General features: G+C 44.7%; 13 protein-coding genes, 1 pseudogene and 1 CRISPR repeat array. Of the genes and pseudogenes, 4 read left to right on the top strand and 10 right to left on the bottom strand.

Features of this window, described 5'->3' with window-relative positions; genetic code table 11:
- Positions 1-549: 549 nt before the first annotated feature.
- Together QUA10_RS03760 and QUA10_RS03755 are read right to left on the bottom strand one after the other, a co-directional pair.
- Entirely contained in the window at positions 550-954 is a 405-nt protein-coding gene (locus tag QUA10_RS03760; protein WP_333081076.1) for a hypothetical protein, read from the bottom strand.
- Between the two features lie 360 nt (positions 955-1,314).
- Positions 1,315-2,802, bottom strand: coding sequence for a hypothetical protein (locus tag QUA10_RS03755; protein ID WP_333081077.1), 1,488 nt, complete (start codon positions 2,800-2,802; stop codon positions 1,315-1,317).
- A 74-nt stretch (positions 2,803-2,876) separates the two neighbouring features.
- On the opposite strand from QUA10_RS03755, the gene QUA10_RS03750 reads away from it, so the two are divergent.
- Both QUA10_RS03750 and QUA10_RS03745 read left to right on the top strand, forming a co-directional pair.
- On the top strand, positions 2,877-4,538 hold the full coding sequence (locus QUA10_RS03750; RefSeq protein WP_333081079.1) for a glycosyltransferase family 39 protein: 1,662 nt from the start codon (positions 2,877-2,879) through the stop codon (positions 4,536-4,538).
- Positions 4,539-4,827: 289 nt separating this feature from the next.
- Positions 4,828-5,430, top strand: coding sequence for a Uma2 family endonuclease (locus QUA10_RS03745; protein WP_333081080.1), 603 nt, complete (start codon positions 4,828-4,830; stop codon positions 5,428-5,430).
- Positions 5,431-5,845: 415 nt separating this feature from the next.
- Here the strand turns inward: QUA10_RS03745 and QUA10_RS03740 are convergent.
- Positions 5,846-6,716, bottom strand: a pseudogene (locus QUA10_RS03740) (IS630 family transposase).
- A gap of 103 nt (positions 6,717-6,819) precedes the next feature.
- Between QUA10_RS03740 and QUA10_RS03735 the strand changes: the two are divergent.
- On the top strand, positions 6,820-6,942 hold the full coding sequence (locus tag QUA10_RS03735; protein WP_333081082.1) for a hypothetical protein: 123 nt from the start codon (positions 6,820-6,822) through the stop codon (positions 6,940-6,942).
- 757 nt (positions 6,943-7,699) lie between these two features.
- Positions 7,700-9,122: a CRISPR direct-repeat array (repeat unit 36 nt; unit sequence GTTTCCATTCAATTAGTTTCCCCAACGAGTGGGGAG).
- Between the two features lie 303 nt (positions 9,123-9,425).
- On the opposite strand, the gene QUA10_RS03730 is transcribed toward QUA10_RS03735, so the two are convergent.
- From QUA10_RS03730 to QUA10_RS03705, 6 genes are read right to left on the bottom strand one after another with little or no spacing between them, the layout of a single operon-like run.
- On the bottom strand, positions 9,426-11,000 hold the full coding sequence (locus QUA10_RS03730) for a hypothetical protein (RefSeq protein ID WP_333081083.1): 1,575 nt from the start codon (positions 10,998-11,000) through the stop codon (positions 9,426-9,428).
- The gene (locus tag QUA10_RS03725; RefSeq protein ID WP_333081084.1) at positions 10,997-12,742 is read right to left on the bottom strand and encodes an RAMP superfamily protein; all 1,746 of its coding nucleotides are present in this window, start codon (positions 12,740-12,742) and stop codon (positions 10,997-10,999) included. Before QUA10_RS03725 ends, QUA10_RS03730 begins: the two co-directional genes overlap by 4 nt.
- Positions 12,739-13,173: a hypothetical protein gene (locus QUA10_RS03720; protein WP_333081085.1), complete on the bottom strand. Its 435-nt coding sequence runs from the start codon at positions 13,171-13,173 to the stop codon at positions 12,739-12,741. Before QUA10_RS03720 ends, QUA10_RS03725 begins: the two co-directional genes overlap by 4 nt.
- Positions 13,173-14,000: an RAMP superfamily CRISPR-associated protein gene (locus tag QUA10_RS03715; protein ID WP_333081087.1), complete on the bottom strand. Its 828-nt coding sequence runs from the start codon at positions 13,998-14,000 to the stop codon at positions 13,173-13,175. The genes QUA10_RS03720 and QUA10_RS03715 overlap by 1 nt, the downstream gene beginning before the upstream one ends.
- Positions 13,976-15,121, bottom strand: coding sequence for a type III-B CRISPR module-associated Cmr3 family protein (locus QUA10_RS03710; RefSeq protein ID WP_333081088.1), 1,146 nt, complete (start codon positions 15,119-15,121; stop codon positions 13,976-13,978). Before QUA10_RS03710 ends, QUA10_RS03715 begins: the two co-directional genes overlap by 25 nt.
- Complete coding sequence (locus QUA10_RS03705) at positions 15,097-16,833, bottom strand: Cas10/Cmr2 second palm domain-containing protein (RefSeq protein WP_333081089.1); 1,737 nt, start codon at positions 16,831-16,833, stop codon at positions 15,097-15,099. Before QUA10_RS03705 ends, QUA10_RS03710 begins: the two co-directional genes overlap by 25 nt.
- 241 nt (positions 16,834-17,074) lie before the next feature.
- Here QUA10_RS03705 and QUA10_RS03700 point away from each other — a divergent pair, with 241 nt between their 5' ends.
- Positions 17,075-18,253, top strand: coding sequence for a WYL domain-containing protein (locus QUA10_RS03700; protein WP_333081090.1), 1,179 nt, complete (start codon positions 17,075-17,077; stop codon positions 18,251-18,253).
- 101 nt (positions 18,254-18,354) lie between these two features.
- Here QUA10_RS03700 and QUA10_RS03695 read toward each other — a convergent pair whose 3' ends face one another.
- Positions 18,355-22,923, bottom strand: coding sequence for a response regulator (locus QUA10_RS03695; protein ID WP_333081091.1), 4,569 nt, complete (start codon positions 22,921-22,923; stop codon positions 18,355-18,357).
- Positions 22,924-23,062 lie beyond the last annotated feature (139 nt).

The raw sequence follows: 23,062 nt of genomic DNA, 5'->3' as shown, positions 1-23,062 counted from the left end.
AGTTTCCCTAGCTGTATTTCATCCAAGGGAAAACTGAATTATGTAGATTTTGAAGAATTCTATATGCTTTGAAGCTGCTAGGTTGGCGGTACATCTAAATACTGATTACCAGGACGTTTGGTTGCATTTACTAACAGTCAATCGATTTTAGATTTTAGATTTTAGATTTTAGATTTTAGATTTTAGATTTTAGAATTGAAGCATTGACACCACGGATAAATTCGGAGGCAAGTTTCATCGGATACAGGTTTTTTATTTCTGGACGGATCAATCCGCGGGCTTGTATCCTAGATGCTTGGGGTCAAAACGATCTAATATTAAGTGCAACCTATGACTGGAAATCAATTGGCTTATGGGGTGCTACCGACACTGTGAGGACTGCCATCCTCACTGCAAAAGTGATTTAAGTTATTCCGCGCGAATTGAGATGATTGCTGATTTAGTCAGATCGAAATCGTTGATTGCGATCGCGGCTGCCTCCTTAATTAAATTTGTATTCGGGTTCAGTTGCCCTCGATAGGTTCGATACCCTCCATTAAATTACTCTCCTTAATTAGCAAACAGTCGATCGCTCCCACCGCCGTTGCTGAGTGTATCACTATATCGATCGGCATAACACGAACCAAGTCCGTTGCTTGGAGTCATAGAGGTATGCGATTTTGGCAATTGACTTTTGTATGGTTCAAGGTAATCTGAACTGAGGATAACAAAGCCTAATTGCACTTGGTTCGAGCGGCCGCCAGAAGTCGAGCCAACTTTGTCAATCTCTCTAAGGATAGAGGCAGATTTTTGAAGCGCGGAGGTCATTTTCTCAATGCACTCAGATTCCCCAGCCAAAATTCTGGAAACAAAATATCCACATTCATTGATGCTGGAGTCCTTGACTACAAAGCTTTGGGATGGGGGATCTCCGTATTTCGAGGCGGGAGTCGTTTCCCTGAAAGAAGTTAACATATTCCGTCCTCCAAAAGTGTGTTTAGCGGTAGATACAGCCTTGGAGTCAGAGCTTCTGAAACTGCCAGCGACCTTGTTTATTTCGCCCATTCTTATTTAACCTATCTATTAGTTTCCCCTATTTCTGCAGCACTGCCATCCGCGATCGCACGGAATTTATATTCTGCGTGTTTTCCCTGACTTCCGGCCAACGCCAAATTACCGATCAATCCGGTATCCTATCCGTGATACCACTTTCAAAAAAGAATCCAACTGTAAGCCCGTGCTTCAAACCTCGATAGTCTTCAGTCATTCCCCCACCTACAATCTAAAATCTAAAAGGGTATGACAGTTAGTTGATTGGCCTAGCAACTGCACCGCTCAAGATTCTGTGGAAGATGGCGGTTTTTTCCCTGCATTGCGAATATTAATAATCTTGTTGAGCGCCTCAAACCAAAAAGCAGCCCCCATAGAAATAGCTACACCGCTTAATATCCAACCAAACAATTTGGAAATCAAAGCCAGCCACAATAAATTCCCCTGCTTATCTCGTTCTAAGCTGTTCTGTTCGCTCCATCCAAAAGGCAGGGCTACCTCATCCAAAGCTATATCTACATCCTTTTGAACTTTTCTCAGACTTGTTAAATTATCTAATTTAGTCTTAGCATTTTTTTCCACCAACTGCTCAGCGTACACATTAACAGTCGATCGCAACATCGAATCCTTCGACAACCGATTAATAATATGAATGCTATCAGCATTAGCAGCGACAGCGATCGCAGTTCCGAGCAAAATCGCAACCCCTCTAGCATTCCGCTTGTAAACACCAGAAGCACGCTCCATCGATTGGTCAAACCAAATTTCAATTTCTTTCTGAAACCGCTGCAACTGCTCTTGAGTATCTCCGCCACTTTTTTCAGCGCGCTGCGCTAAAATATAAAGGCTGCGTTTCAAAGATTCTGGCATACTGTCCAAGGTTTCTTGAATTTGTTGATAAATCGGACTCTCCTCTTGGATATCCATAATTTCTGCTACCGTATCTTGACTTTTTTTAACAGTATTTAACAGATTGCTGAAAGTGGGTTGCAGTTGCCCCAGCAGCGCCACCCGCTCAATTTTACTGTCAAAACGAGCCTTGACAAATGCCATCTGCCTCTGAAATTCTCTCCCTGCCAGCTCGGTTTCTGGTAGATAAACCTGAGAATCCTTAATATAAAATCCTAGCTTTTCCGACATCCGATCTAAGCTGTTGTTCAAATTTGCTAAATTGTTTTGATAATCTTCAACAACTCGATTGAACTCCGCAGTCAGCCACCTAAATTCTTGCTCAATAATCGGTTTAGTAGCAGCAGGTAAACTCAGATTTGCTCCAATCTGTTGAATTTGTGCTAATTGTAAATTTTTAAATCTTTCCAATCGGGTTTTAGAAATAGAGCTGAGCAAACTAGAAACCTTTAAAGTCTCCAAAAGGCTAGCCGAAAAACACTCTGCTGGAATATAAGAAGGTCCACTGGATTTATTGCCGAAAACATTTTTAGTACCCGTAACTCCGTGGTAAAAATCCCCCATGCGGTGTGTAACAGAGCGGAATCCCTCTGATAAAACCCCTTTCGCTCCCTGATTCAAATCCTTGATAATCGGATTGGCGTAAATCGCATGAGCTAACTGTCCAACTCTCTTAAGTTGCAGGGGATCTTTCGCGCCTTCGCTGCCTCCAGAAATTAGCACTTCGATAGACTTCTTTAAATGTTCCGCCCGCCACTGCCAAACAGTAGCAATCAGTTCCTGAATTTCCGAAGCTAGCAAGCTTAAAGTCAGGTAGATAAAGACTAAGCCAATGATAATATCTATAATTACAGGCAAGTTCATGGTATTTTCCTAGTCGCAAATAACTGTTGTCTAAGTTTACCTTCAGTTTGGGACGCTCAAAACTCTCTTAACTTATGTCAGAAATCTTTCCATTCCTGGGCCGCAAACCGAAAAATCGCTGGAATGACAGCTTTACAGACAAAGTGTGGATGCTGGCTTTTCTGTTGGCTGCAGTGCTGATTTTCGGGCTGAATCTGGGCGGCGTGGCTTTGCGGGATTGGGATGAAGGCATTGCAGCGCAGGTAAGTCGCGAAATTTGGCGCGGCAACTTAAATTGGCTGTATCCGACGATCGACTCTATGCCCTATTTCAACAAACCGCCACTGGTACACTGGCTAATCGGGCTGTGTTTTGCAGCAGGCGGTGTTAGCGAATTGACGGCGAGGTTGGTACCGGCAATGCTGACAGCCACTTCAGTGCCGCTGCTTTACGCCATTGGCAGGGAGTTGTTTCCGCCGCGTTCGATCGCCATTTTTTCTGCCCTCGTTTATCTGACGCTGTTACCGGTGGTGCGGCATGGACGTTTGGCGATGTTGGATGGGGCGGTTTTGTGTTTTTTGCTGATGGCGATGTGGTGTTTGCTACGATCGCGCCGCGACTTGCGCTATGCTTTGGGCGCGGGGATTGGGTTCGGACTCATTTGCCTCACTAAAGGCGTGATGTTGGGGCTGTTGCTGGCTGGGATGGGCTGTATTTTTTTGGTTTGGGATACCCCGCGACTCCTCACTTCTGGGTATCTTTGGGGCGGATTGGCGATCGGAACATTGCCAGTAGCTGCTTGGTATTTTGCCCAATGGCTGCACTACGGCCAATATTTCATCCACGCTAATTTAGTTAACGAATCTTTCCGGCGCATTTCGGAACCTGTGAGCAGTCACAGAGGCCCGCCTTGGTATTATATTTTAGAAATTTTAAAATTAGCTTGGCCGTGGCAGTTATTTTGGCTACAAGGGCTACATTTGAGTTGGGAAAATCGCAATTTTCCAGGGCCAAAATTAGTATTGGTTTGGACTGGAGTATATCTGCTGGCTATTTCTGTGATGACTACTAAATTGCCGTGGTATGTTTTGCCAATTTATCCAGCTTTTGCTCTTGCCGTTGGCAGTTATCTCGCTGAAGTTTGGGAGCAACTGTGGCTGCCGCCAGAACCGATCAAAGAGGAAGCGGAAGAACATTTTGATGCTATTTCTTTGTTGCCTCACCCCGCGATTTTGGCAGTGCTGGCTGTAGTTGGTGTTGTCGGCTGCATTTACTTCAGTGGCTTAGTGCAAATTGGGAAATACATTGTGCCGATGGAGCGAGATTTGCAGTTAATGCTGATGTTTGTAGGTTTGACAATGACAATGGCGGCCGTATTGCTGCACCGCAAAGACCGACAGTTTATATTAGTTTTAATTTGGGGAACTTACCTGACGCTATTGGTATTAGTGGCTTCTGATAACTGGGTTTGGGAACTGGCGGAGGATTATCCGGTTAAGCCGATCGCCGAAATTGTCCGCACAGGCACTCCGGCCGGTCAACAAGTGTTTACTTCTCACCGCTTGGGCCGTCCATCGCTGAATTTTTACAGTCAACGCCAAGTTATTGTCGCCGACGCACCGACGCTAAAACAGAAATGGCAAACTCTTCCTCAACCTTATTTTCTGTTAGAAAAACCAGTTTTAAAACATTTAGGTTTGCAGAATGCTGAGATTGTCAAAACAGCGGACGATTGGGTTTTGGTAACTCGAAAATAAGCGATCGTGTTTGTCCAAAAATTAACGTAGAAGATGGTTTAACCAACTATCTATAGCGAGTCTAAATCACTCATGCAATCTGTAGGGGCGGTGCCCCCGTGCCCGCCCTCCGAGAGATTGGGCAACCACGGGGGGTTTGCCCCTACAAGAATTATGCAAATGATTTAGAATGGCTATATATGAGAAACCAACCATCTAAAAAACGCCCTACACAAACTCAACCTTAAAAAGCTTACCCAAAAATGTTACACTAAACAAAAGCCTCAGTTAAATGCTCTCTAATAGAACTATGCAACTTACTGAACAACGATACTACTCGATCGAGGAATATCTAGCACTAGAAGAAGCTGCTGACTACAAAAGCGAATACATTGACGGTGAAATATTTCCTATGGCCGGTGGCTCTACCAATCATAATCGGATTGCTGGCAATTTCTATGCCGCGTTAAATTTTGCTTTCAAGACTGAGGATTATGATGTTTTCATGAGCGATGTCCGCTTGTGGATACCCAAGAAGCGCATCTATACCTATCCCGATGTGATGGTAGTATATGGGAAGCCGGAGTATTACAATAACCGCACCGATACGATTACCAATTCCAGGGTAATTATTGAGGTTTTGTCAGCTTCAACTAAAGGATACGATCGCAGCAAAAAATTTGAGGGATACCGCACAATTCCCACTCTTGAAGAATACTTATTGATCGACCAAAATCGGAGATATATCGAACATTTTTCTAAGACGGATGATAAGCGATGGTCGTTTGCTGAGTACAATGAATCGGATGAGACGATCGCGCTTGCTTCAGTATCCTTTGAAATTGCTGTGGCCGATATCTATAATAAAGTGAATTTTGAACAAGTAGATCCAGAAATTGCACCTGAAAAATGATTGTAGGGGCGGGTTTCACCCACAATCTATGTGAAAAACTAACAATCTCAAAAACCCGCCCCCACCCAACCACAAATCGGCATCTACATTTGTGAAATACGATCGCACCCTAAAGTTAATCTAGGTTATTGGTTGGGTGGGGGCGGGTTTATCTAGATTGTCTGCTGGTATTAAATATTATTCGCAAAACCAGCCCCTACGATCGCCCTCCGGGGCTGGTTTCACCAATAATCTATGTGAAAAACTAACAATCTCAAAAACCCGCCCCCACCCAACTTGAGGATGTCGAGCGTTTCCATTCAATTAGTTTCCCCAACGAGTGGGGACTTCACAGAAATCTGGGGAATCCCGGTCGCTGGCGACATGAAGTTTCCATTCAATTAGTTTCCCCAACGAGTGGGGAGAGAATTTATAGTCATTTCAAATAAGTATGAGACACTCTTTCTGCACAATAAGCACGAATAACTTCATCAAGAGATGTGCCAGGAGACGCATACATTTTAGCTCTCTTTAATGCACTAAAATCATGCTCAATATCATTTAAGTCAGGAGAGTATTTTGGTAAAAATATTATCTGATGACCCGCATCCTCAACCAATAGTCTAATGACCGTCTTACGATGAATGGGTGCATTATCCATAATTAATATAGATTGACTTGTTAAATCTGGTAACAAATACAAAGATAACCATCCTTCAAATCCTTCTGCATTTAAACTACCCATAAAGAGCATTGGTCCAATTAAGTCCTTCTTTCCTTTTCTTCTTGCTGCTACTAAATTTTCTCTTTTCCCCCGTTTTCCCGATCTTTCGCCATAGACTTTCTTTCCTCTTTTTGCCCAGGCATAGACAGAACCTTCAAATTCCTCAAATCCTGACTCATCAATAAATACAAGACTTTTGCTGCCATAAAGTTTAATTAATTCTCTCAGATTCCTGTAATATTTCATTCTTTCTTCTCTATTTCTTTCTTTATAGCGAAGGTGTTTTTTTTTTGGTAATTTTCAGTTTTTTTAAGGCATAGCAGATGGCACTAGGTCTGACCGAGAAAGTTCTTGCTCTTTCTACTAATCTTGCTTCCGGATTTTTTTCAACATCTTTTTTGAGGGCTTCCCAATCTAGCTTTCGTTGACGGTGATTGACCTGAGTTGGTCGAAGGTCTTCCCTACCTAACCATCTATAAATTGTTGCTCTTCCTACCTTAAATATGGCGGCAGCTTTCGTTATACTCCCTCCATTTTCCACATAATTGACTACTTTTTGTCTGAGGTCTAGACTGTAAGCCATTTTTTTCTAATTAACTATTTTTATCGATTTTATCATGATCTTACCTCTGTCTCACATTTATTTGAAATGACTATAATTGCTTATCAAAGGCAATCTTCTGATTATGAGTTTCCATTCAATGAGTTTCCCCAACGAGTGGGGAGTAAATGAGGATGAAACCGAACTTTTAGAATTTCTGCAAAAAGGTTTCCATTCAATTAGTTTCCCCAGCGAGTGGGGAGTTTAGAGCTTTTGCTGCTGTAGGTATACGTGCATGGTTTCAAGAGTTTCCATTCAATTTGTTTCCCCAGCGAGTGGGGAGTGTTTAACGTTAATTTCCGTGGCTGCGATCGGTTGTTTCCATTCAACCAGTTTTAAAACATTTAGGTTTGCAGAATGCTGAGATTTTCAAAACAGCAGACGATTGGGTTTTAATAGCTCGAAAATAAGCGATCGTGTGTGCCCCAATTATCCTAGGGTCGGGTTTCACCAACTATCTATGTCAGAAACCAACAATATAATAAACCCGCCCCCACCCAACGACTGAGAATAGTTATATTTAGCCCCGATTATGGGGCTTTTTTTGTGCTTGTTAATTCTTCGCAACTCGGATTGATTGCAGAAATTTGAGTTGTAAAAGTTTGTCTTTGGAGTTTTCTAGAGCTTAAAAATTAGAGCTTTTGGCACTACAGAAGGCTCTGATTTTTTAATTTCTGTTTGCGGTGTCGGGTGGAGTCGAAGCCTCCTTCGATTCCGCATTAATAGAAGACTTCGACATACTTTGTCTTAGCTATGTATTTCTAGCAAGTGACAAGTTAACTTGCTAGACAGTGCCGTAACCCTTCGGCTGGGGGATAGGACGATGCCTTAAGGACGTTCACTCTATGCGATAGAGGCGTCCCCCAAAATTAGGCTATTAGAAATCTAGTCTTTTGTCAACAGCTATTTATGGTTTCCCTTAAACTGTCGCATTAATAGAAGACTTCCACTAATTTTGTTTTAGCGTTTCCATTCAATTAGTTTCCCCAACGAGTGGGGAGTCGGTCTGCGGTGGAAAAATATCAAAGCCGACTGTAGTTCGTTTCCATTCAATTAGTTTCCCCAACGAGTGGGGAGCCTGCTACGATCGTGCTACCACACGCGAAAGCAGAGTTTCCATTCAATTAGTTTCCCCAACGAGTGGGGAGATGGTGACTTACATAAAAACGCGAACCCTTAACGACTTGTTTCCATTCAATTAGTTTCCCCAACGAGTGGGGAGGTTTATCGCGACATTCTCCTGGTGATTTAGTAATTTTGGCACAGTTTCCATTCAATTAGTTTCCCCAACGAGTGGGGAGGTTAAAACTCTCAACTGTAATTTAGCTACCGCTGACACGGCTAATGGGTTTCCATTCAATTAGTTTCCCCAACGAGTAGGGAGGATTGCAGGATATCTGGGATAGGAAGCTTACAATTTCGTTTCCATTCAATTAGTTTCCCCAACGAGTGGGGAGTGGAGAGGTGCAGGTATGGTGGCCAGAAAATATATCGTTTCCATTCAATGAGTTTCCCCAACAAGTGGGGAGGCTGAATGACGACGAGCCAAACCAATTCAACGATGTCCGCACGTTTCCATTCAATTAGTTTCCCCAACGAGTGGGGAGTTTACAGGAGCAACTGTGCGATTGCTGGGACTTTGACCAACTATTTCCATTCAATTAGTTTCCCCAACGAGTGGGGAGGGCAAAGACTGTCGGCGCTATGTGGGGCGTTCCAATCCTCAAGTTTGACATGAGAGCGTTTCCATTCAATTAGTTTCCCCAACGAGTGGGGAGCCTAAGAAAAAAATGGATTGCTGTGACTGCAACACGATTGCGTTTCCATTCAATTAGTTTCCCCAACGAGTGGGGAGAGTACCAAGACAAAGGATTCATCTGCATCGGTATCACCAATCAGTTTCCATTCAATTAGTTTCCCCAACGAGTGGGGAGGTACACACCCAAAAATCCCTAGACAGCCTAACCTGGAACGAAATGTTTCCATTCAATTAGTTGCCCCAACGAGTGGGGAGTCAAAATTGAAGAATGGGCAAATGTGTTGTTTGTTGTTTGCGTTTCCATTCAATTAGTTTCCCCAACGAGTGGGGAGAACTAATATTTCACCTGGAGTCTTGCTCCAATCTTTGAAGTTTCCATTCAATTAGTTTCCCCAACGAGTGGGGAGATAGTAGTAGTAGAAGGAGAGAAATGCGTAGATTAGTTTCCATTCAATTAGTTTCCCCAACGAGTGGGGAGGCTAAGAAAGGTTACACCCCGGCATTGGTTAAAATGTTTCCATTCAATTAGTTTCCCCAACGAGTGGGGAGGCCATGCTACAAGAAGCTAGACAAAGCTTAGACGACAAACTTGTGTTTCCATTCAATTAGTTTCCCCAACGAGTGGGGAGGCCTCTATGATACACCCAAGACAGCGCAAGGTGTCTAGAGGCCATTTGCGAGGCTCAGATATTTCGCCCGGAACTTAAACCTGTGTTCGCTCAAAATAAACCCTGAAACCCTTGCCCAGTAATGCTGCGAGGCTTGCGACGGAAAAAAGTCGTTTGAGCTAATTTACCGCCAGCCTCGCAACCTTAGCTAAATAATCACTTACCCCGGTGCTTTTGTCACCTGTGCTCCCACTCCCAAAACCTCCACCTCTCCCAAAGTATGGCGCGACACCGCATAAAACCGGATGCTGCGATATATCAATTTTAGGCTTGAATGTTGTTAGGGGCGATCGCCCCTACTAATTCCTTATGCACTTTCGCCATCAAACTAGCTTCTTCAAGCGATGTAAATTCTTGTAGCAAATCTGGTTGGGCAATAAAATTCATGCAGCTTAAAATCCGCTGTTTCCACTCATCTTTATTTTGAGTATCCCAAGCAGCAAAAACCTCTGATTCTTGTAAACCTTCTAGACGGTGAAAGCAATTATTGCGTTCTTTTTTAGCAACTTCCCAAACAGTTTTAATATCTGGATGGTTTTGCCAATCAGGTCGAGCTTGTTTTAGCAACTCATAAAGTTGATCGCCATACAGTCCTAAATTGCGCCATTTTTGAAAGTTTTTTTGCAGATTTTCAGACAGTGCATTTAAGTAGTTAGGTAATTCTTGACAAATGGAAATCTGAATTTGAAGTCCATAGGTTGGATGTTGAACGATGTGAGAACGAAAACGCTTTTCCGCCCATTTAATAATCGAGCCTTCAGCAGCACGGAAGCTATGAAATAACGCATCAACCGTACTGCCTTGTTCCAAGCGAACCCAAGCGAGATAGATTGATTCATATCCTGACTGATACCACGGAAAATTATCGACTGGTAACAAATTGCGATCGGCTAAAATTTTCTTAAATTTTTGAAATTCAGCAAAATTCCACTGTTCTCCTGCATCTAGTAAATCTTTGATGCGTTTCTCTTTAGGGTTATTTGTAGCTATTTTTGTCAGCCCTAAAATATCCCGCACACCTGCATAGTCATGCCGCTCCAAAAGTGCATTTGCCTCCTGTAGTCGAATAGCTCCGAGATATGTAGAACGAGGTATTTTACGAGTTTCTAGATTATACTCATTGCTAACTAAAAACTCGACATTGTTTCTAAACCGTGCCAAAGTGACAAACTGTACAGCCGATGAAATTGCTGGAGTTCCTGCTTGATGGCTAACATATACCGTCTCAATTTCTTCATTTTTGATTTCTTTGCCATCAAACTCGATCACCCGTAGGTTTCCACGCACCAAATCGAGAACGTGATTCCAATCATCTAATCCTTCATCGCTAGATGTCGGAAACAAGAAAATCGGTTTGTATTGTGCCTGTGGAAATTTATGCTGAAAATACCTCTTCAAAATTGGCTCCAACTTGCAGGTATCTTGCCAGTAAGCACATTTCGGTTTTCGTCTCGCTTTGTTATCTTTGAAAAACTCAGATTGATCTGTTAGTAGAATAGCGATCGCATCTGGAGGCAATGTTGTGAAGTTTCCCACAAAGTTATCTAGTAGAGGGAAAGTTAAGTACGACCAAATTTCATCTTGTAGCTGCCGAGAGCTTGATTCATAAACCGTTCCCAAGACTCGGGCCTCAACTCGGTAAGATTCATCACTATCTTTATAAGATTGCTTAGGTTCAAAAAGTAAATCGTGACACTCTTCTTTAATCGCCTCATCATACCATTCAGACCACACCTTATGACTTCTTTGCTTCTCGGCTCTGCCCTTTTCACGATTTTTTTTATCGCTCTCAAGCTGCACATCACTGCTACCGATTGTGAGAATCCAAATATTCATCATTGCTCCTCTCCCCAAAGTAGTTTAAATCCATCAGGTTTAGCATTCAGAAAATCTAAAAAATCATTTGACTCTGGTGAACCATCTGGAAAGAGCGTGATCAGTTCCAAATAGCGAGGAGTTGGTTTAATAATCGGCTTTCGCGGATTGTCAGGATTATTTTTAACAAGAATCAAAGGGTAAAGTCGATGCCAGATAAGACTAATTTGCCCAATTTTTCCTGTTACAGATGATTGATAAATTGAGCCTTCTAGCTGAATGCCTGGTATTTTTTGTTGGTAGGGTTGGTGAAACCAGCGCACTGCGGCACTTTCATCAGTATTGTCTGCAATTCGACCCCAAACCTGAACATTACTTGGATGCCAAGCTTCTCGCCAATCTTTTGCCCATTCAGTTTGTCGTAGCGGCTTGTTTTGAGATTGTATCCACTCTCTAGCTATTTGTTGGACTATCTCTAAAAATTCACCTACCTTCTCTAATCGGCTAACCTGCACATTTCGTGATTGTGTATTCTCTCCTAACCATTGCCAGTGACAACCAATCAATGCTTTGTAGTTATTTTCGTAATATTCTTCAAAAAATTTGCGGTGATCCACTCGCCGCCATGATTTACCAAATCCTCCCATAACCATTGCAAACTGCATTAACTTGCTAACCAACTTTTTCAGAAGAGATTCTTGTTGAGGGTCAGATAATGGTTTAGCTAAAAACCAAATCAGTTCTCCCTCTACTTCGTAGGCAGGTTGAGCATACTTCCCAGAGCCAAAAGATTTTACCTCTAATTTAGAAGCATGAAATTGGAACCCTAGCAACCCCAAGGTTCCTTCTTTTTGCTGGATACCTCCAAACAAGTTCTGTACTAATTCTTCGGCGGTTTCACTATCTGTTATGCCACCAAAAATCCTTAAGGCATGACCGCGCAGTGCAGCTCGAAAAATGTTAGGACGAAACTCCCCCGTACCATCAATCAGTTTAGCAGCTTGTCCTTGTCCTTTGAGTTTTGCCCGATAAACAATCGGGTGAGAAGTTTTGGTAATTTGTCCATAGCCTGTAGAGACTTTTGAACCTAATCCGGCCGCGATGGCTGCTTCCCAAATTTGCCAAATTTGCTGCCACCGAGCGGATGATAGCGGTTGAGAACAGGAGATAGCAAATCTTAGGGTCGGCTGGTAAAGAGAAACTTGAGCATATCCACTCTCCCCTCTTGGTTTTTTATCAGTCTCGCGAGTCATAACTTGCCAACCCTGTTGAGGATGAACTAAGTCTAGTAACCCTTGTGTCCAATCATTAGTAGGATAAGCGCCCTGAAACCGCAAAATACCTGGTGTAATTTCCGACTCATCGCCACAATAATTATTACAGGTTCCTAGCGGTATATCACCTGCTTTTTCCGCTTGTTCGCAAGCTTGGCGAAACGCTCCTTTCATACTGCTACCAGGATAGAAGGGCATCCCTGAAGCACCGATTACAGGACGAAGCATTCCATCATCTTGCCCGCCATTGGTGACAAACCGCCAAGAGATTTGATAAGATTTTGCTCCGTATGTCTCAGTCTGTACGTCTTGTGCATCTTCCGCAGAAATAAACTCAGCTTTGTCAGTCCATTCATCTGCCCACCTTTCAACATCTTGTTGCTCGCCAGCCCTTTTCTTGTCAGGATCGAGATATTGCAGTTGCGATCGCCCCTGCACCTGTGCCCGAAACATCATGGGAATCTTTTTGTGTGCATTAGGAATCAATTTCATTGACGACCCTCCCGAACTTTATAGCGTTGCGTCCACCACACAAGACAATCGCACAATTGAGTCAAGACTGCGATCGCCACTCGCTGATCTTCCACAGGCAATGCCCAGAGACTTTCAGACATCGCCTGAATTTCTCTAGTCGGAATCTTGCCATTACTATCAGGATGTAAAGGCTCGTTAGGAATTATTACGCCTGCTTTGTACATGACTTCTACGAGAGCATCCCATGTTTCCTTCCAAAACTTAGATTTATTTTCATCTTCTAGTTTTTTACCTTTAAGTCGCAAGTGTTCGCCCCAGAAGCGCTCTAACCCATAAGCTACAGCCATTCGCATATTATGGGACTGATTGAGGGATTTTGGATCGCGCTCCCGTGCGTTGAGCACTAGCTTTTGAGCAGCGCGATCGAGTTCGTAAGATTTCCAACCCATTACTGATAATCTCCTGAAAGTGATACAAGACAACGACCAAAACCAATTGATTCCAAACCACCGAAATATAACTCTGATGAATTCTCATTTTCGCCAAAGGGTTTCCAATCGCCTTGCTTCAACGCGATCGGAAATACTAAAATACTTCCTTCTGGCAAAGCTTCAGTATTGAAAAAAGCACCACCATCAACTTTTTTTTCGTTGGGTTTTTCTTTCGATCCCAATTTGACGCGACTCTGGCGATACAGTGCCATATCGTGCAGCATCGCAATATCGTTATCGTGAACCACGACTAACTTATTAGCATCTAAATCTGTGCCCGTGGGAATCCAAGCTGATAAGTCCTCCTCATGCTCAAATTCAAGAAACCCTAAATTAAAAAAGAGAATTTTGCCTCGGTCTTCCATCTGCCGACCCTGTAAACCTTTCTGTGCGGTGTAAGGTTCAGGAATATCTGCTGTTACGCCTGCAATGCGTTTAAACCGTTTCAACAGTAGAGGGCAACTTACCCAAACTACAGGCTGACCAGGACAGAACACGGGGAACCAAACGAGTGAAGCATATTCAAACTTTACAAGTGCTTCGGTTGTCCCCCCATCAGAACGACCATCAACGACTTCATGTCCATACCATAGTTGTTCTTCGCCCGGTTCCCTATCTCTTAAGTCTGCGCGAAACCGTCCCCGAATAGAACTGCCTGGAATAATTCCTGTTTGCGTAAACTGATCGCGAAAAATCAGGTTGAGATTGCCAGTTTCTTCCCCTGCGGTTGCGCCCACATGGACAGGTGCAAGGGTTTCAATTACTCCGTAAGCTTTGCGGTACATTGCGGTAATCCTTGAATATCAATGGGTAAACACAAACCACACCCCAAATGTTTGAGGGGAAATCCTTCTTTTGGGAACCACTCGTCTGGGAAATCCCACCAAGTAAGTTCGAGGGGATGTTTGAAAACATAAACGCTTCCTGCTGGAACGGCGTAGCGTCCCCGGCTGAGTCGCCCGGTTTTCTTGGCATCGTAGCGATCGCCCTCACCTTCTGTTTCTTCCTCTTTCTGGGAATGACCGATGCGATAGCGGTAGGGCACTGGTTTATCGGTCAACATTTTGAGTCCTTGCCGAGGGAAACTGGGATGATTAGGGTAACGGTATGATAATTTGTTCGACCCCCAGACTCCAGGTGCTATCAGAGCAAAGGCTTGTTGAATCTTATTCTTAGGGTTAAGTAATCGATTGATTTTGTGTTTTTCTGAGAGAAAGTGACTTTCAATTTCCACCAGATGTCCTTCACCGCCCAATCGATACCACCCACTAGGTATTTCATAGTTAGAGAGATATACTAAGCAGTAATCTTCAGGAATCTGCACGGCGCTTTCTAAGAAAAGTCCGTTCTTTTCGACAACGTGACGCTCTTGGGTCTTGATTTTGGGATGCAGAAACGAGACAAATTCCCACGGTGCTTTGGCGATCGCTTTTCTTTCTCGCAGTTCTTCTGCGGGTAAATTCCAGGCATCAATCGACTGCCAACTATATTCTGGTTTCAAATCTTTGTTCTGGCGCTCCCATTGATGCTGACCCAGACACCATTTATCCTCATCTCCTTGAACAATGCCTGATTCATTAGATTTCTTTTTCACAAAAACCCATTCATCATCCTCTTTTTCAGCAATTACTTGATGCCAAGGAATTGGCACGTAGAATTGTTTAGGCGTATCCTGTTTTGCCCAAAAAGGGCCTGAAATTACGAGCTTATCTCTAAGCTCTTGGTGAGAAGCAAACTTCTGTTCGCGATTGGCATTCAAAAACAGTCCAGCGATCGCGGCGCTATCCGGTGGAAACTTACTACCCGATCGCCCGACTAGATTCTCTGGAGACAGAAAAGCTCCTGCACTGCCATACATGAATCCCAAGGGAGAAACCGCAATTAAATATTGGAATTCTTTCGACATAACTGCCATCCCACTTGAACAAGGTCATCGATCCAATTCACGATCGCAGAGTTAGAGTTATCCCCTGCCAAATCGCTCCATTTCCTTCCTTGCTTAAACTTCTCTCCCGAGTTATCGAAATATAAATTGAATATGACAAGAGCTAGTTCCTTGTTTATAGAAAGCTCTTCCATTTCTTGAAGCCGAATAGCATGACGTGCTTTTAGTTGCGCCCAATCGTTGTAGATGTGAGTCCAGTTTGGTTCTTCCCCCCAAGTTTTACCATCCCGATCGCGATAATTCCTCAACACATGAAGATAGTCCCAAGGACAAGTCCACTGCACAAATTGACCGCTGTTAAAAACTACTCGCATCGTAAGCCGATCGCGCCCTAAACTTTTTGCCCGTTTTTCAGCCTCCCGACAGTGCTGTAAAATATCTCGCTGTGGAACCTGATGCCCCGCCCAAACAAAACCTACACTATAGGTGAAATCCTGAGCCAGATTAAATTCCTGCTTTATTGTGTTCTGATGTTCTTTCCAGTGGTCTTCTAGCGTTAACAACCAATTTAAGGCCTCTATCGGTTTCACTTTCTCAGGCTTTTCTTGTGTATCAGTTTTCTCACTGTAAAGCACTCCGAGAAAGTCATCACCACCAGCATAGATAACACGCCCCTTACCTTTAGGAAACAGATGTTTGTTATCCTGAAAATTTTTCCCCCACTGCCTCATTAACTCAGTGAAGCGGTTGAGGTCATGTTCTTGCTTATTTTCATCACTTTCAGGGCGTGTGGCAAGTTCTTTAAGCTTATCTCCAACTTGATCGCCATCGCCCATAAACCAGCCTGTCCAGTATCCAGCTTCACGGTGAATATCTTTGAACTCTGGATCATCTGGTTGTTTTTTGAGTTTCTCCATCCCGATAACATCAGCTATTTTGTCGTAGGTGACTAAACGCTTGACCAATTCGGGAATACTCAGACGTTCGTTGACAGCAATATATTTCCCAATACCATCAGGCTTAGATTTTTCATAGTCTCTCAACTTTTCCAGCGATAGACTTGGTTTCCCAACCCTGTAATCTGGGTCGTCCAGCAGCCAAGACAATCGGCGATAAAAAAGTTCTTGTGACTCCTGTTCCTGTTTTGTGAGCAATCGTCCTGGGTCGTCTGACTCTTTACCTAGTTGATGCCATGCGATCGCATCCGTCCCCGTCAAACTTGAACTATCACCAATCCAGTTGATAGCTGTCCAATCTCGCTTTAGCTTGCGAGTCTCCAAGTCATCCATTGCCTTTTTGATGGCTTCTTTTTCAGATTCACCGTATCCCCAAAAAATTTCCCAGGTATAGCTTCCCCATCGTTCCCACTCTCCTTTTTGTCTGCCTTTTTTATCTTCCGTTTGTGACCAGTAATATTGGTCTTTTGGGATGTCAAGATTGTTTTCTATCCACTCGCGGCAAACCTTTAAGATTTCTTGCCATTCTTTTAAGAGAGTGTTTTGGACATCGTTGCGCTCAAATTTCCCTTTAACTAGAATTCGGTTTGGCATTCCTTCTGGCATATTAGGCAATCCAGGAGAAATCACCTTAAGTCCTAAAGGATCTGCTTTCTGTACGAGCTTAGAACTCAAAAAAGATAAAATCAGTGAGGCCCCATACAAATCTCGGAGTTTGCGGGATTTCTCGATAAAGCCTTGAACCGGGGCAAACGTGATCGCAGTGTATGCAGACATAAATTCAATTTTAAAGCGGGCACTGCCCACCTGAATGCTGCTGGTAGTCTCCCAAGTAGCTAATTGCTTAAGTTCTACTCAACTCAATATATCAGTCGAGCCAGCTTCGAGTCTCGCCATTTACAATATTTATCAAATCTCTTGAAAAACCTACAGCTATCTAAATAAGGGCTTTAAGGTTTTTCTATACTTTTGTGTCAATATTGTCTTTTCCTTGACTTTTACCCGCTTTACCCCCATCATGGCAAAAAAACCAACTCCTCACCCCTATGCCGACAAACTAACGTTTGATCGCATCATGCTCCTCATCGCCACATTGGTAAACCATCCGGGCATCGGACACTCCGACACAGAAGCCTCCGACACTAAATATCACGACGCTTTGCTAGAAGTTCAATCTCAATTGCAGAAAATTGCCGCCGAATTCAGCATCGAATTTCCCGAAAACTATCCCGCAACTCCCACAATTCGCAAAGACTTAGAAACTTTGCGCCGCTACGGAATCCTCGACAAAAGAATGTATCGCTTCGGCTACTATCTCGGCACCGGCGCAATGAATCGCGAAGAACTACTATTCGCATTTCAAGCAATAGCATCTCAAGCCAAATATCAGGGAAATCCCCAAGCCCGCCAAATTTGTGAAAAACTCACTAAACTGTTGCGCGGGTTAGATATCGAACTCAAAGGTCAATTGTTTTATCCGGTTCGCGAACACCTAAATCGTGCGATTATTTACACCGATCCTGTAGAAATGCTTGATCGCCAAGAATATCGCAATACCCTATTTCACAAACTAGACATCGTAGAAACAGCAATTGTTCGAGGCCAGGCGATCGAACTTCACCGCCAAAGCGATCCTTACGGTAAAGGCAAGATTGGTTTCCACCGCATCTGGCCTCTGCAACTGATTTATCACGATATCGCCTGGTATCTCATTTGCGAAAATTACGACAACGGACACTTGAAGGTAGTACGGGTGAATCGCTTTACCGACTACTGCGAAATTATCAATGCAGAAGGACGTGGCTTAGCTTTACAAGGACAACGTTTGAAAATCGCTCAAAAGTTGTTAAAAAACGGCTGGGGGTTGTTCTTAGGCAATCTAGAGGAACAGCAGGCTGAATTGCAGGGTACGCTGAAGTTAGAAAAAGTGAGGGTGCGGTTTTTCGAGGAAGTGGTGGGATTTATGTTAGAGGGCGATCGGCGGCATCCGCGACAAAAGATTAGAGAGGGCCCGAAGAATAGTTTTGGCAAAGTGGCTTATGTCGATTATCAGATCGATTTGCCCGATCGCTCCCTCAACGAATTCAGTCTGTGGGTGAACAGATATATGGATAACGCCCAAGTGCTTTCCCCGCCGAGTTTGGTAGAAAAACACCGACAAGCAGCCAGAGATTTAGCCGATCGGTACAGCTTGTAATCCTAGGGAGGGTTTCACCAACCATCAATGCCTCGGCCTAAAACCAACCATATCAAAAACCCTCCCCCACCCACGAACAATAGTTAGTTATGACTTGTTAATTATTCTGTCCTTGTTTCGCTGTACTGCATTTCTATTTTTAACGCCGTTTCGACTCTTTGATACTCGGCCTCAACCTCTTCTAAAAGCGCGCAGGCCGGATCAGGTAAAGGCTGGTTAGCATTTGTGCCGATGCGGCCCATGATTTCGAGTTCCTCGCACAGCTCAAACAAGCGAAAAGCACCGAGAGTACCGCTAATCGACTTTAAAGAGTGAGCCGATCGCCGCAAAGCCAGCGGATCAGCGTTGGACAGAGCCATAGAGATGCCTCGCAGCAGTTCGGGAGCTGTTTCGAGGTAAATCTCGATCGCCTCGTCCAAAGCTTCCACTTCTCGCAATCCCTCTATAATCTTGGCACTCAGGGAATCGTGGCTCTGTGACAAAGCCCGATCGAGATTTGATGCACCATAATCGACGACAGCCGGCGAATGGGGAATTGTCAGTTGTGGATTTCCCGCAACAGCCACATTCGATCGCACTTCTAATTCACTCGTTCCTTCGATCTGTTCCCCCGGGGCATCCAAACAAATGATCGGTTGCAGGCGATCGAATGCGGAGTTCGATCGAGATTTACACGCCATCAAAGCTCGCACCAACTGGTCAATCGCGATCGGCTTGCTCAAATAGTCGTCCATCCCCGCAGCCATACACTCTTCGCGATCACCCTGCATCGCATTTGCCGTCATCGCCACAATCCAAGGCCTAGGTGGTTTTAGATTGTGGATTTTGGATTTTCGATTGTTAGATTCCTCATCAGTCAATTTTCGATTTTCGATTTTCGATTTTCGATGATTAGATTGCTCATCAGTTGCGAAAACTTCTGATTTTCCCGTGGGATTTGTGGTCGTATCTAGATGATGAGATTGCTCATTTGTTACGGAAACTTCTGATTCTCCCGTGGGATTTTCTACAGTTAAATCTGCTGAAAATTGCTCGCGGATGCGGCGGGTAGTTTCCAGTCCGTCCATTTCCGGCATTTGCACATCCATCAGCACCACATCATAAGGTTGGCGGCGCAAAGCTTCGAGCACTTCAATACCGTTTCCCGCCACATCCGCGCGATACCCCATCCGCTGTAAAATTTGCAAAGCCACCTTCTGATTCACCAAATGATCGTCAGCCAACAGAATCCGCAGAGGTAAGTTCTCGGCCAGCACGGGTATGGTTTGCAAGAAAGGCCCGCTAGTGCGCTGCCCTTTAAATTCCGTTGTCTGTTCTCCAAAAATATTGATTAAAACATTGTAAAGCTGAGATTGTTTGATGGGTTTATTCAAAAAAGCAGCAAAATCCATCTCCATAGCAGGGGGATTAATTTCTTGCCTGCCGATCGAAGTTAGCATCACTAACGGCAACTTTTCGCAATCAGGATATCGGCGAATTTGCGCCGCTAAAGCTAACCCGTCCATTTCCGGCATTTGCATATCCAAAACTGCCAAGTCAAACATCTCTTTAGCAGCCAGCCAATCTAAAGCCAAACGAGCCGAAGCTGAAGCCCTAGCCACCATTCCCCAAGACAGAGCTTGGAGAGTCAAAATTTTGCGGTTGGTAGCATTGTCATCGACAATTAAGACTCGCTTGCCAGCTAATTCAGGTTGAGAATTGCTCAAGTTAAGTGGTAAGGAATTCTTGCAGCCAGAAACGATCGTACTAAAATAAAAAGTAGAGCCAACGGATTGCGTATTGTGGCCGATCGGCTTGTTACTGAGTACAGATTTGCCATAGCCATATTTTTCGGCAATTTCGCAAGATTCTGCCCATCCCAAATCAAAAACTGCCGATGATCTAAAATCTGCAGGAGGATTGCCCGCGACACTACCCATACTCTCCACCCACATCCGGCCGCCCATCATTTCGGCCAAACGCTTGCTAATTGCCAAACCCAATCCGGTACCGCCGTACTGCCGGCTCGTTGAAGAATCAACCTGACTGAAAGATTTAAATAGCCGATCCATGCGATCGCTCGGAATGCCGATACCGGTATCTTTGACCGCAAAATGTATTTCGTATGCTGGGTTAATTGCTACCGATTCGCCAGCAATTAATGGGGGTTCTTTAGCGTTAGCCGCCGACACTGAAATCTTTTTGGCAGTCACAGCAACCACCACTTCTCCAGCGTCGGTAAATTTAACAGCATTACTGAGCAAGTTGATTAAAATTTGCCTCAAGCGGGTGCTATCGCCGATCGCCGTTGCCGGTACAGTACGATCGATCAAGTAACCCACTTCCAGTTTTTTTTCTGCAGCCTTAGCAGCTACCAAGTCTAGAGATTCCTCAATGCAAGTGCGGATGTCAAACGGATGTTCCTCCAAGTCCAATTTGCCCGACTCAATTTTCGAGAAATCTAGAATATCGTTGATCAGCGTCAGCAAGGCATCGCCGCTGCTGCGGATAGTTTCTACAAAATCGCGCTGTTCGCGAGTTAAGGGGGTATCCAGCAGCAAACCGGTCATGCCGATGACTCCATTCATCGGAGTGCGAATTTCGTGGCTCATGGTGGCTAAAAATTCGCTTTTGGCTCTAGTAGCTGCCAGTGCTTGATCGCGAGCTTTTGCCAAATCTACGTCTGTTTGCTGGCGTTCGAGTTCGCTTCCCACCCACTGAGCCATCAGTTTCACCAACTCTCTGTCTACAGCTCGGAACGGTTCTGTCACAGGAGTCGGAGAAAAGAAGCACAGAGTGCCGTAAACTTCACCTCCCACCGTGACGGGAATGCCCATGTAAGCTTCGATGGGGAAAGCTCGATCGTCGCTGTTGAAGGAAAAACCCGAAAATCGCACCGACTCAAAGTAAATCGGTTCTTTTGCCATTGACGTAGCGACGCAGAAAGTTTTTTCCAGATCATAGATTTGGTCTTTGACAATCGACCCGTCGGGACACTCAACAGCCATTATTTGATAGTTGTCGCCTTGAATGCAGGACAAAATTCCCACGGACAGGCCTAAATGCCGACATCCCATTCCCAGTAGTTCTTGGAGGCGCAAATCAAACGTAGAGAGGTGGTTTAGCGGGTCTGTACGGGGAGCCGAAGTTACTTGGTACAAAGCTTTGATGGCAGCTTCGCTTTCTCGCAGTTCTTGTTCTGTTTGCTTCCGCACGCTGATGTCGCGGGAAATGCCGATAATTTCTTGGACTTCGCCGGTTTGGGGATCACTGATCGTGCGGCCGGTGGTTTCAAACCAAATGTATTTGCCGTCTTTGCGGCGGATGCGGTAGCTGACGGTGTAAGTAACTGGGAGGGCCAGGACTTTCCAGTGAGCTTTGGCAATGGTTTCTAAATCGTCGGGGTGAAAATAATCCTTGGGGACGCGGCCGATGAGTTCCGAAGGTTCGTATCCCAGTAAAGCCCGGCTGGCGGGGGAGACGTAGACAAACACGCCTGTGGGGTCGTGTCTGGTGATCATGTCGGTTGAGTTTTCGGCCATCAACCGATAGCGGTCTTCGCTTTCATTACGTTCGACTTGAGAATTGCCCAATGCTTCTAGCATTCGGTTGATGCCGTCGGCCAAGCTTGCGAGCTCATCTGCTCCGGCCATCTGAACTCTTAAGCTTGGGTCGCCGTTGGCTGCGATGTTGCTGACGCTGGTGCTCAAGGAAGCCAATCTAGCCAAGACTAATCTTTCTAGCAACAGCAGGGTGATGGCGCTAAATATTAAACCTACTGCCAGTATTGATAAGGTAAACAGCTCCAAGGTAGCCTGACCTTGGCCGTAGATGATGCGATCTGTCTCTACTCGCAGCAGCAGCGCTAAGTTGCCGTGGATGTCGCGAATCAGGGCGTATCCTGCGACTAAGCTGTCGCTTAGTGGCTCAACTAAAATTTCTACTGATTTGAGGTTGGAAATTTTGAGCTTGACATTTTCCAGCTCCTGCCTCGATCGAGCCAGCGCCTTGGCGCTGTGCCCGGAGTAGTTCGCGGCTCCCACTTTAAAATCTAAACTCGGCAATCTAAAATCGACTGACAGGTGAGTCAGTTCTGAAAGCAAACCGATTTCGCTGCTGTCGAGGTAGCGTCCCAAGATCAGCGTTCCCCGCGACGGACCTTGGGCGTTGCTGTTGAAAATGGGCTTGGCGGCAATCAGCAGTCTGGCTTCTGGCAAGGTGAGGACGCCTGTTTTGGCGGCGGGGCGATCGCCCTCGACTGTCGATGAGTCTATTAGTGCCTCGGTCAAGTGCTGTTTTAAGCTTTCGGGAATCGGGATTTCGGTTTGGGATTTCAGGTCGAAACCTTTGCTGAAGATCGTCTTACCGTTGGAGTCAAGCAGCACCAATAAGTTTAGTCTCAAGTAAATAAATGTCGAATCGACGAAATTTGACTTGACAAAATTTTCGTTCCGTGTTTCGACGAAAGAGTAAGTATCGTCCCACTCGGCGTAATCTTGGGCGCTGGTGTCTAAATTCGACAAGTCATCATCTAATGCGTCCAAAGCCCGTGCGACATCCTGGCGGACGTACTGTGCCTCCAGGTTGTGAAAATCATGCAGCAAAATAGTTGATGCAGTGGCATAGAGAACCACAATCAGGCTGATCAGCGCTGCACCGATGATTAATAGTGTTTTTTTTCGGAGTTGCATGGCGTCGCCCTCCTCACGGTGCTAATAGGCAACTAGCCAGGAGAGGTTTGAGACGTAGGTTGTTTAGCATTGGCGATCGCAGGGCCTGCGTGTTTGGACTGTTCTGGGCTGACGAAAGCAAAGCCCTTGGTATTTCCAA

The organism is Microcoleus sp. Pol8_D6, assembly GCF_036700965.1.
In the GTDB taxonomy this organism is placed as follows: domain Bacteria; phylum Cyanobacteriota; class Cyanobacteriia; order Cyanobacteriales; family Microcoleaceae; genus Microcoleus.
The sequence above is the reverse complement of the archived record's forward strand: the minus strand, read 5'-3'. Positions and strand labels throughout refer to the sequence as shown.

What these genes read in the sequence shown, in the direction of transcription:
- QUA10_RS03760 (WP_333081076.1), bottom strand. Translation starts at nt 954, where the DNA reads ATGTTAACTTCTTTCAGGGAAACGACTCCCGCCTCGAAATACGGAGAT.
- QUA10_RS03755 (WP_333081077.1), bottom strand. Translation starts at nt 2,802, where the DNA reads ATGAACTTGCCTGTAATTATAGATATTATCATTGGCTTAGTCTTTATC.
- QUA10_RS03750 (WP_333081079.1), top strand. Translation starts at nt 2,877, where the DNA reads ATGTCAGAAATCTTTCCATTCCTGGGCCGCAAACCGAAAAATCGCTGG.
- QUA10_RS03745 (WP_333081080.1), top strand. Translation starts at nt 4,828, where the DNA reads ATGCAACTTACTGAACAACGATACTACTCGATCGAGGAATATCTAGCA.
- QUA10_RS03735 (WP_333081082.1), top strand. Translation starts at nt 6,820, where the DNA reads ATGAGTTTCCATTCAATGAGTTTCCCCAACGAGTGGGGAGTAAATGAG.
- QUA10_RS03730 (WP_333081083.1), bottom strand. Translation starts at nt 11,000, where the DNA reads ATGATGAATATTTGGATTCTCACAATCGGTAGCAGTGATGTGCAGCTT.
- QUA10_RS03725 (WP_333081084.1), bottom strand. Translation starts at nt 12,742, where the DNA reads ATGAAATTGATTCCTAATGCACACAAAAAGATTCCCATGATGTTTCGG.
- QUA10_RS03720 (WP_333081085.1), bottom strand. Translation starts at nt 13,173, where the DNA reads ATGGGTTGGAAATCTTACGAACTCGATCGCGCTGCTCAAAAGCTAGTG.
- QUA10_RS03715 (WP_333081087.1), bottom strand. Translation starts at nt 14,000, where the DNA reads ATGTACCGCAAAGCTTACGGAGTAATTGAAACCCTTGCACCTGTCCAT.
- QUA10_RS03710 (WP_333081088.1), bottom strand. Translation starts at nt 15,121, where the DNA reads ATGTCGAAAGAATTCCAATATTTAATTGCGGTTTCTCCCTTGGGATTC.
- QUA10_RS03705 (WP_333081089.1), bottom strand. Translation starts at nt 16,833, where the DNA reads ATGTCTGCATACACTGCGATCACGTTTGCCCCGGTTCAAGGCTTTATC.
- QUA10_RS03700 (WP_333081090.1), top strand. Translation starts at nt 17,075, where the DNA reads ATGGCAAAAAAACCAACTCCTCACCCCTATGCCGACAAACTAACGTTT.
- QUA10_RS03695 (WP_333081091.1), bottom strand. Translation starts at nt 22,923, where the DNA reads ATGCAACTCCGAAAAAAAACACTATTAATCATCGGTGCAGCGCTGATC.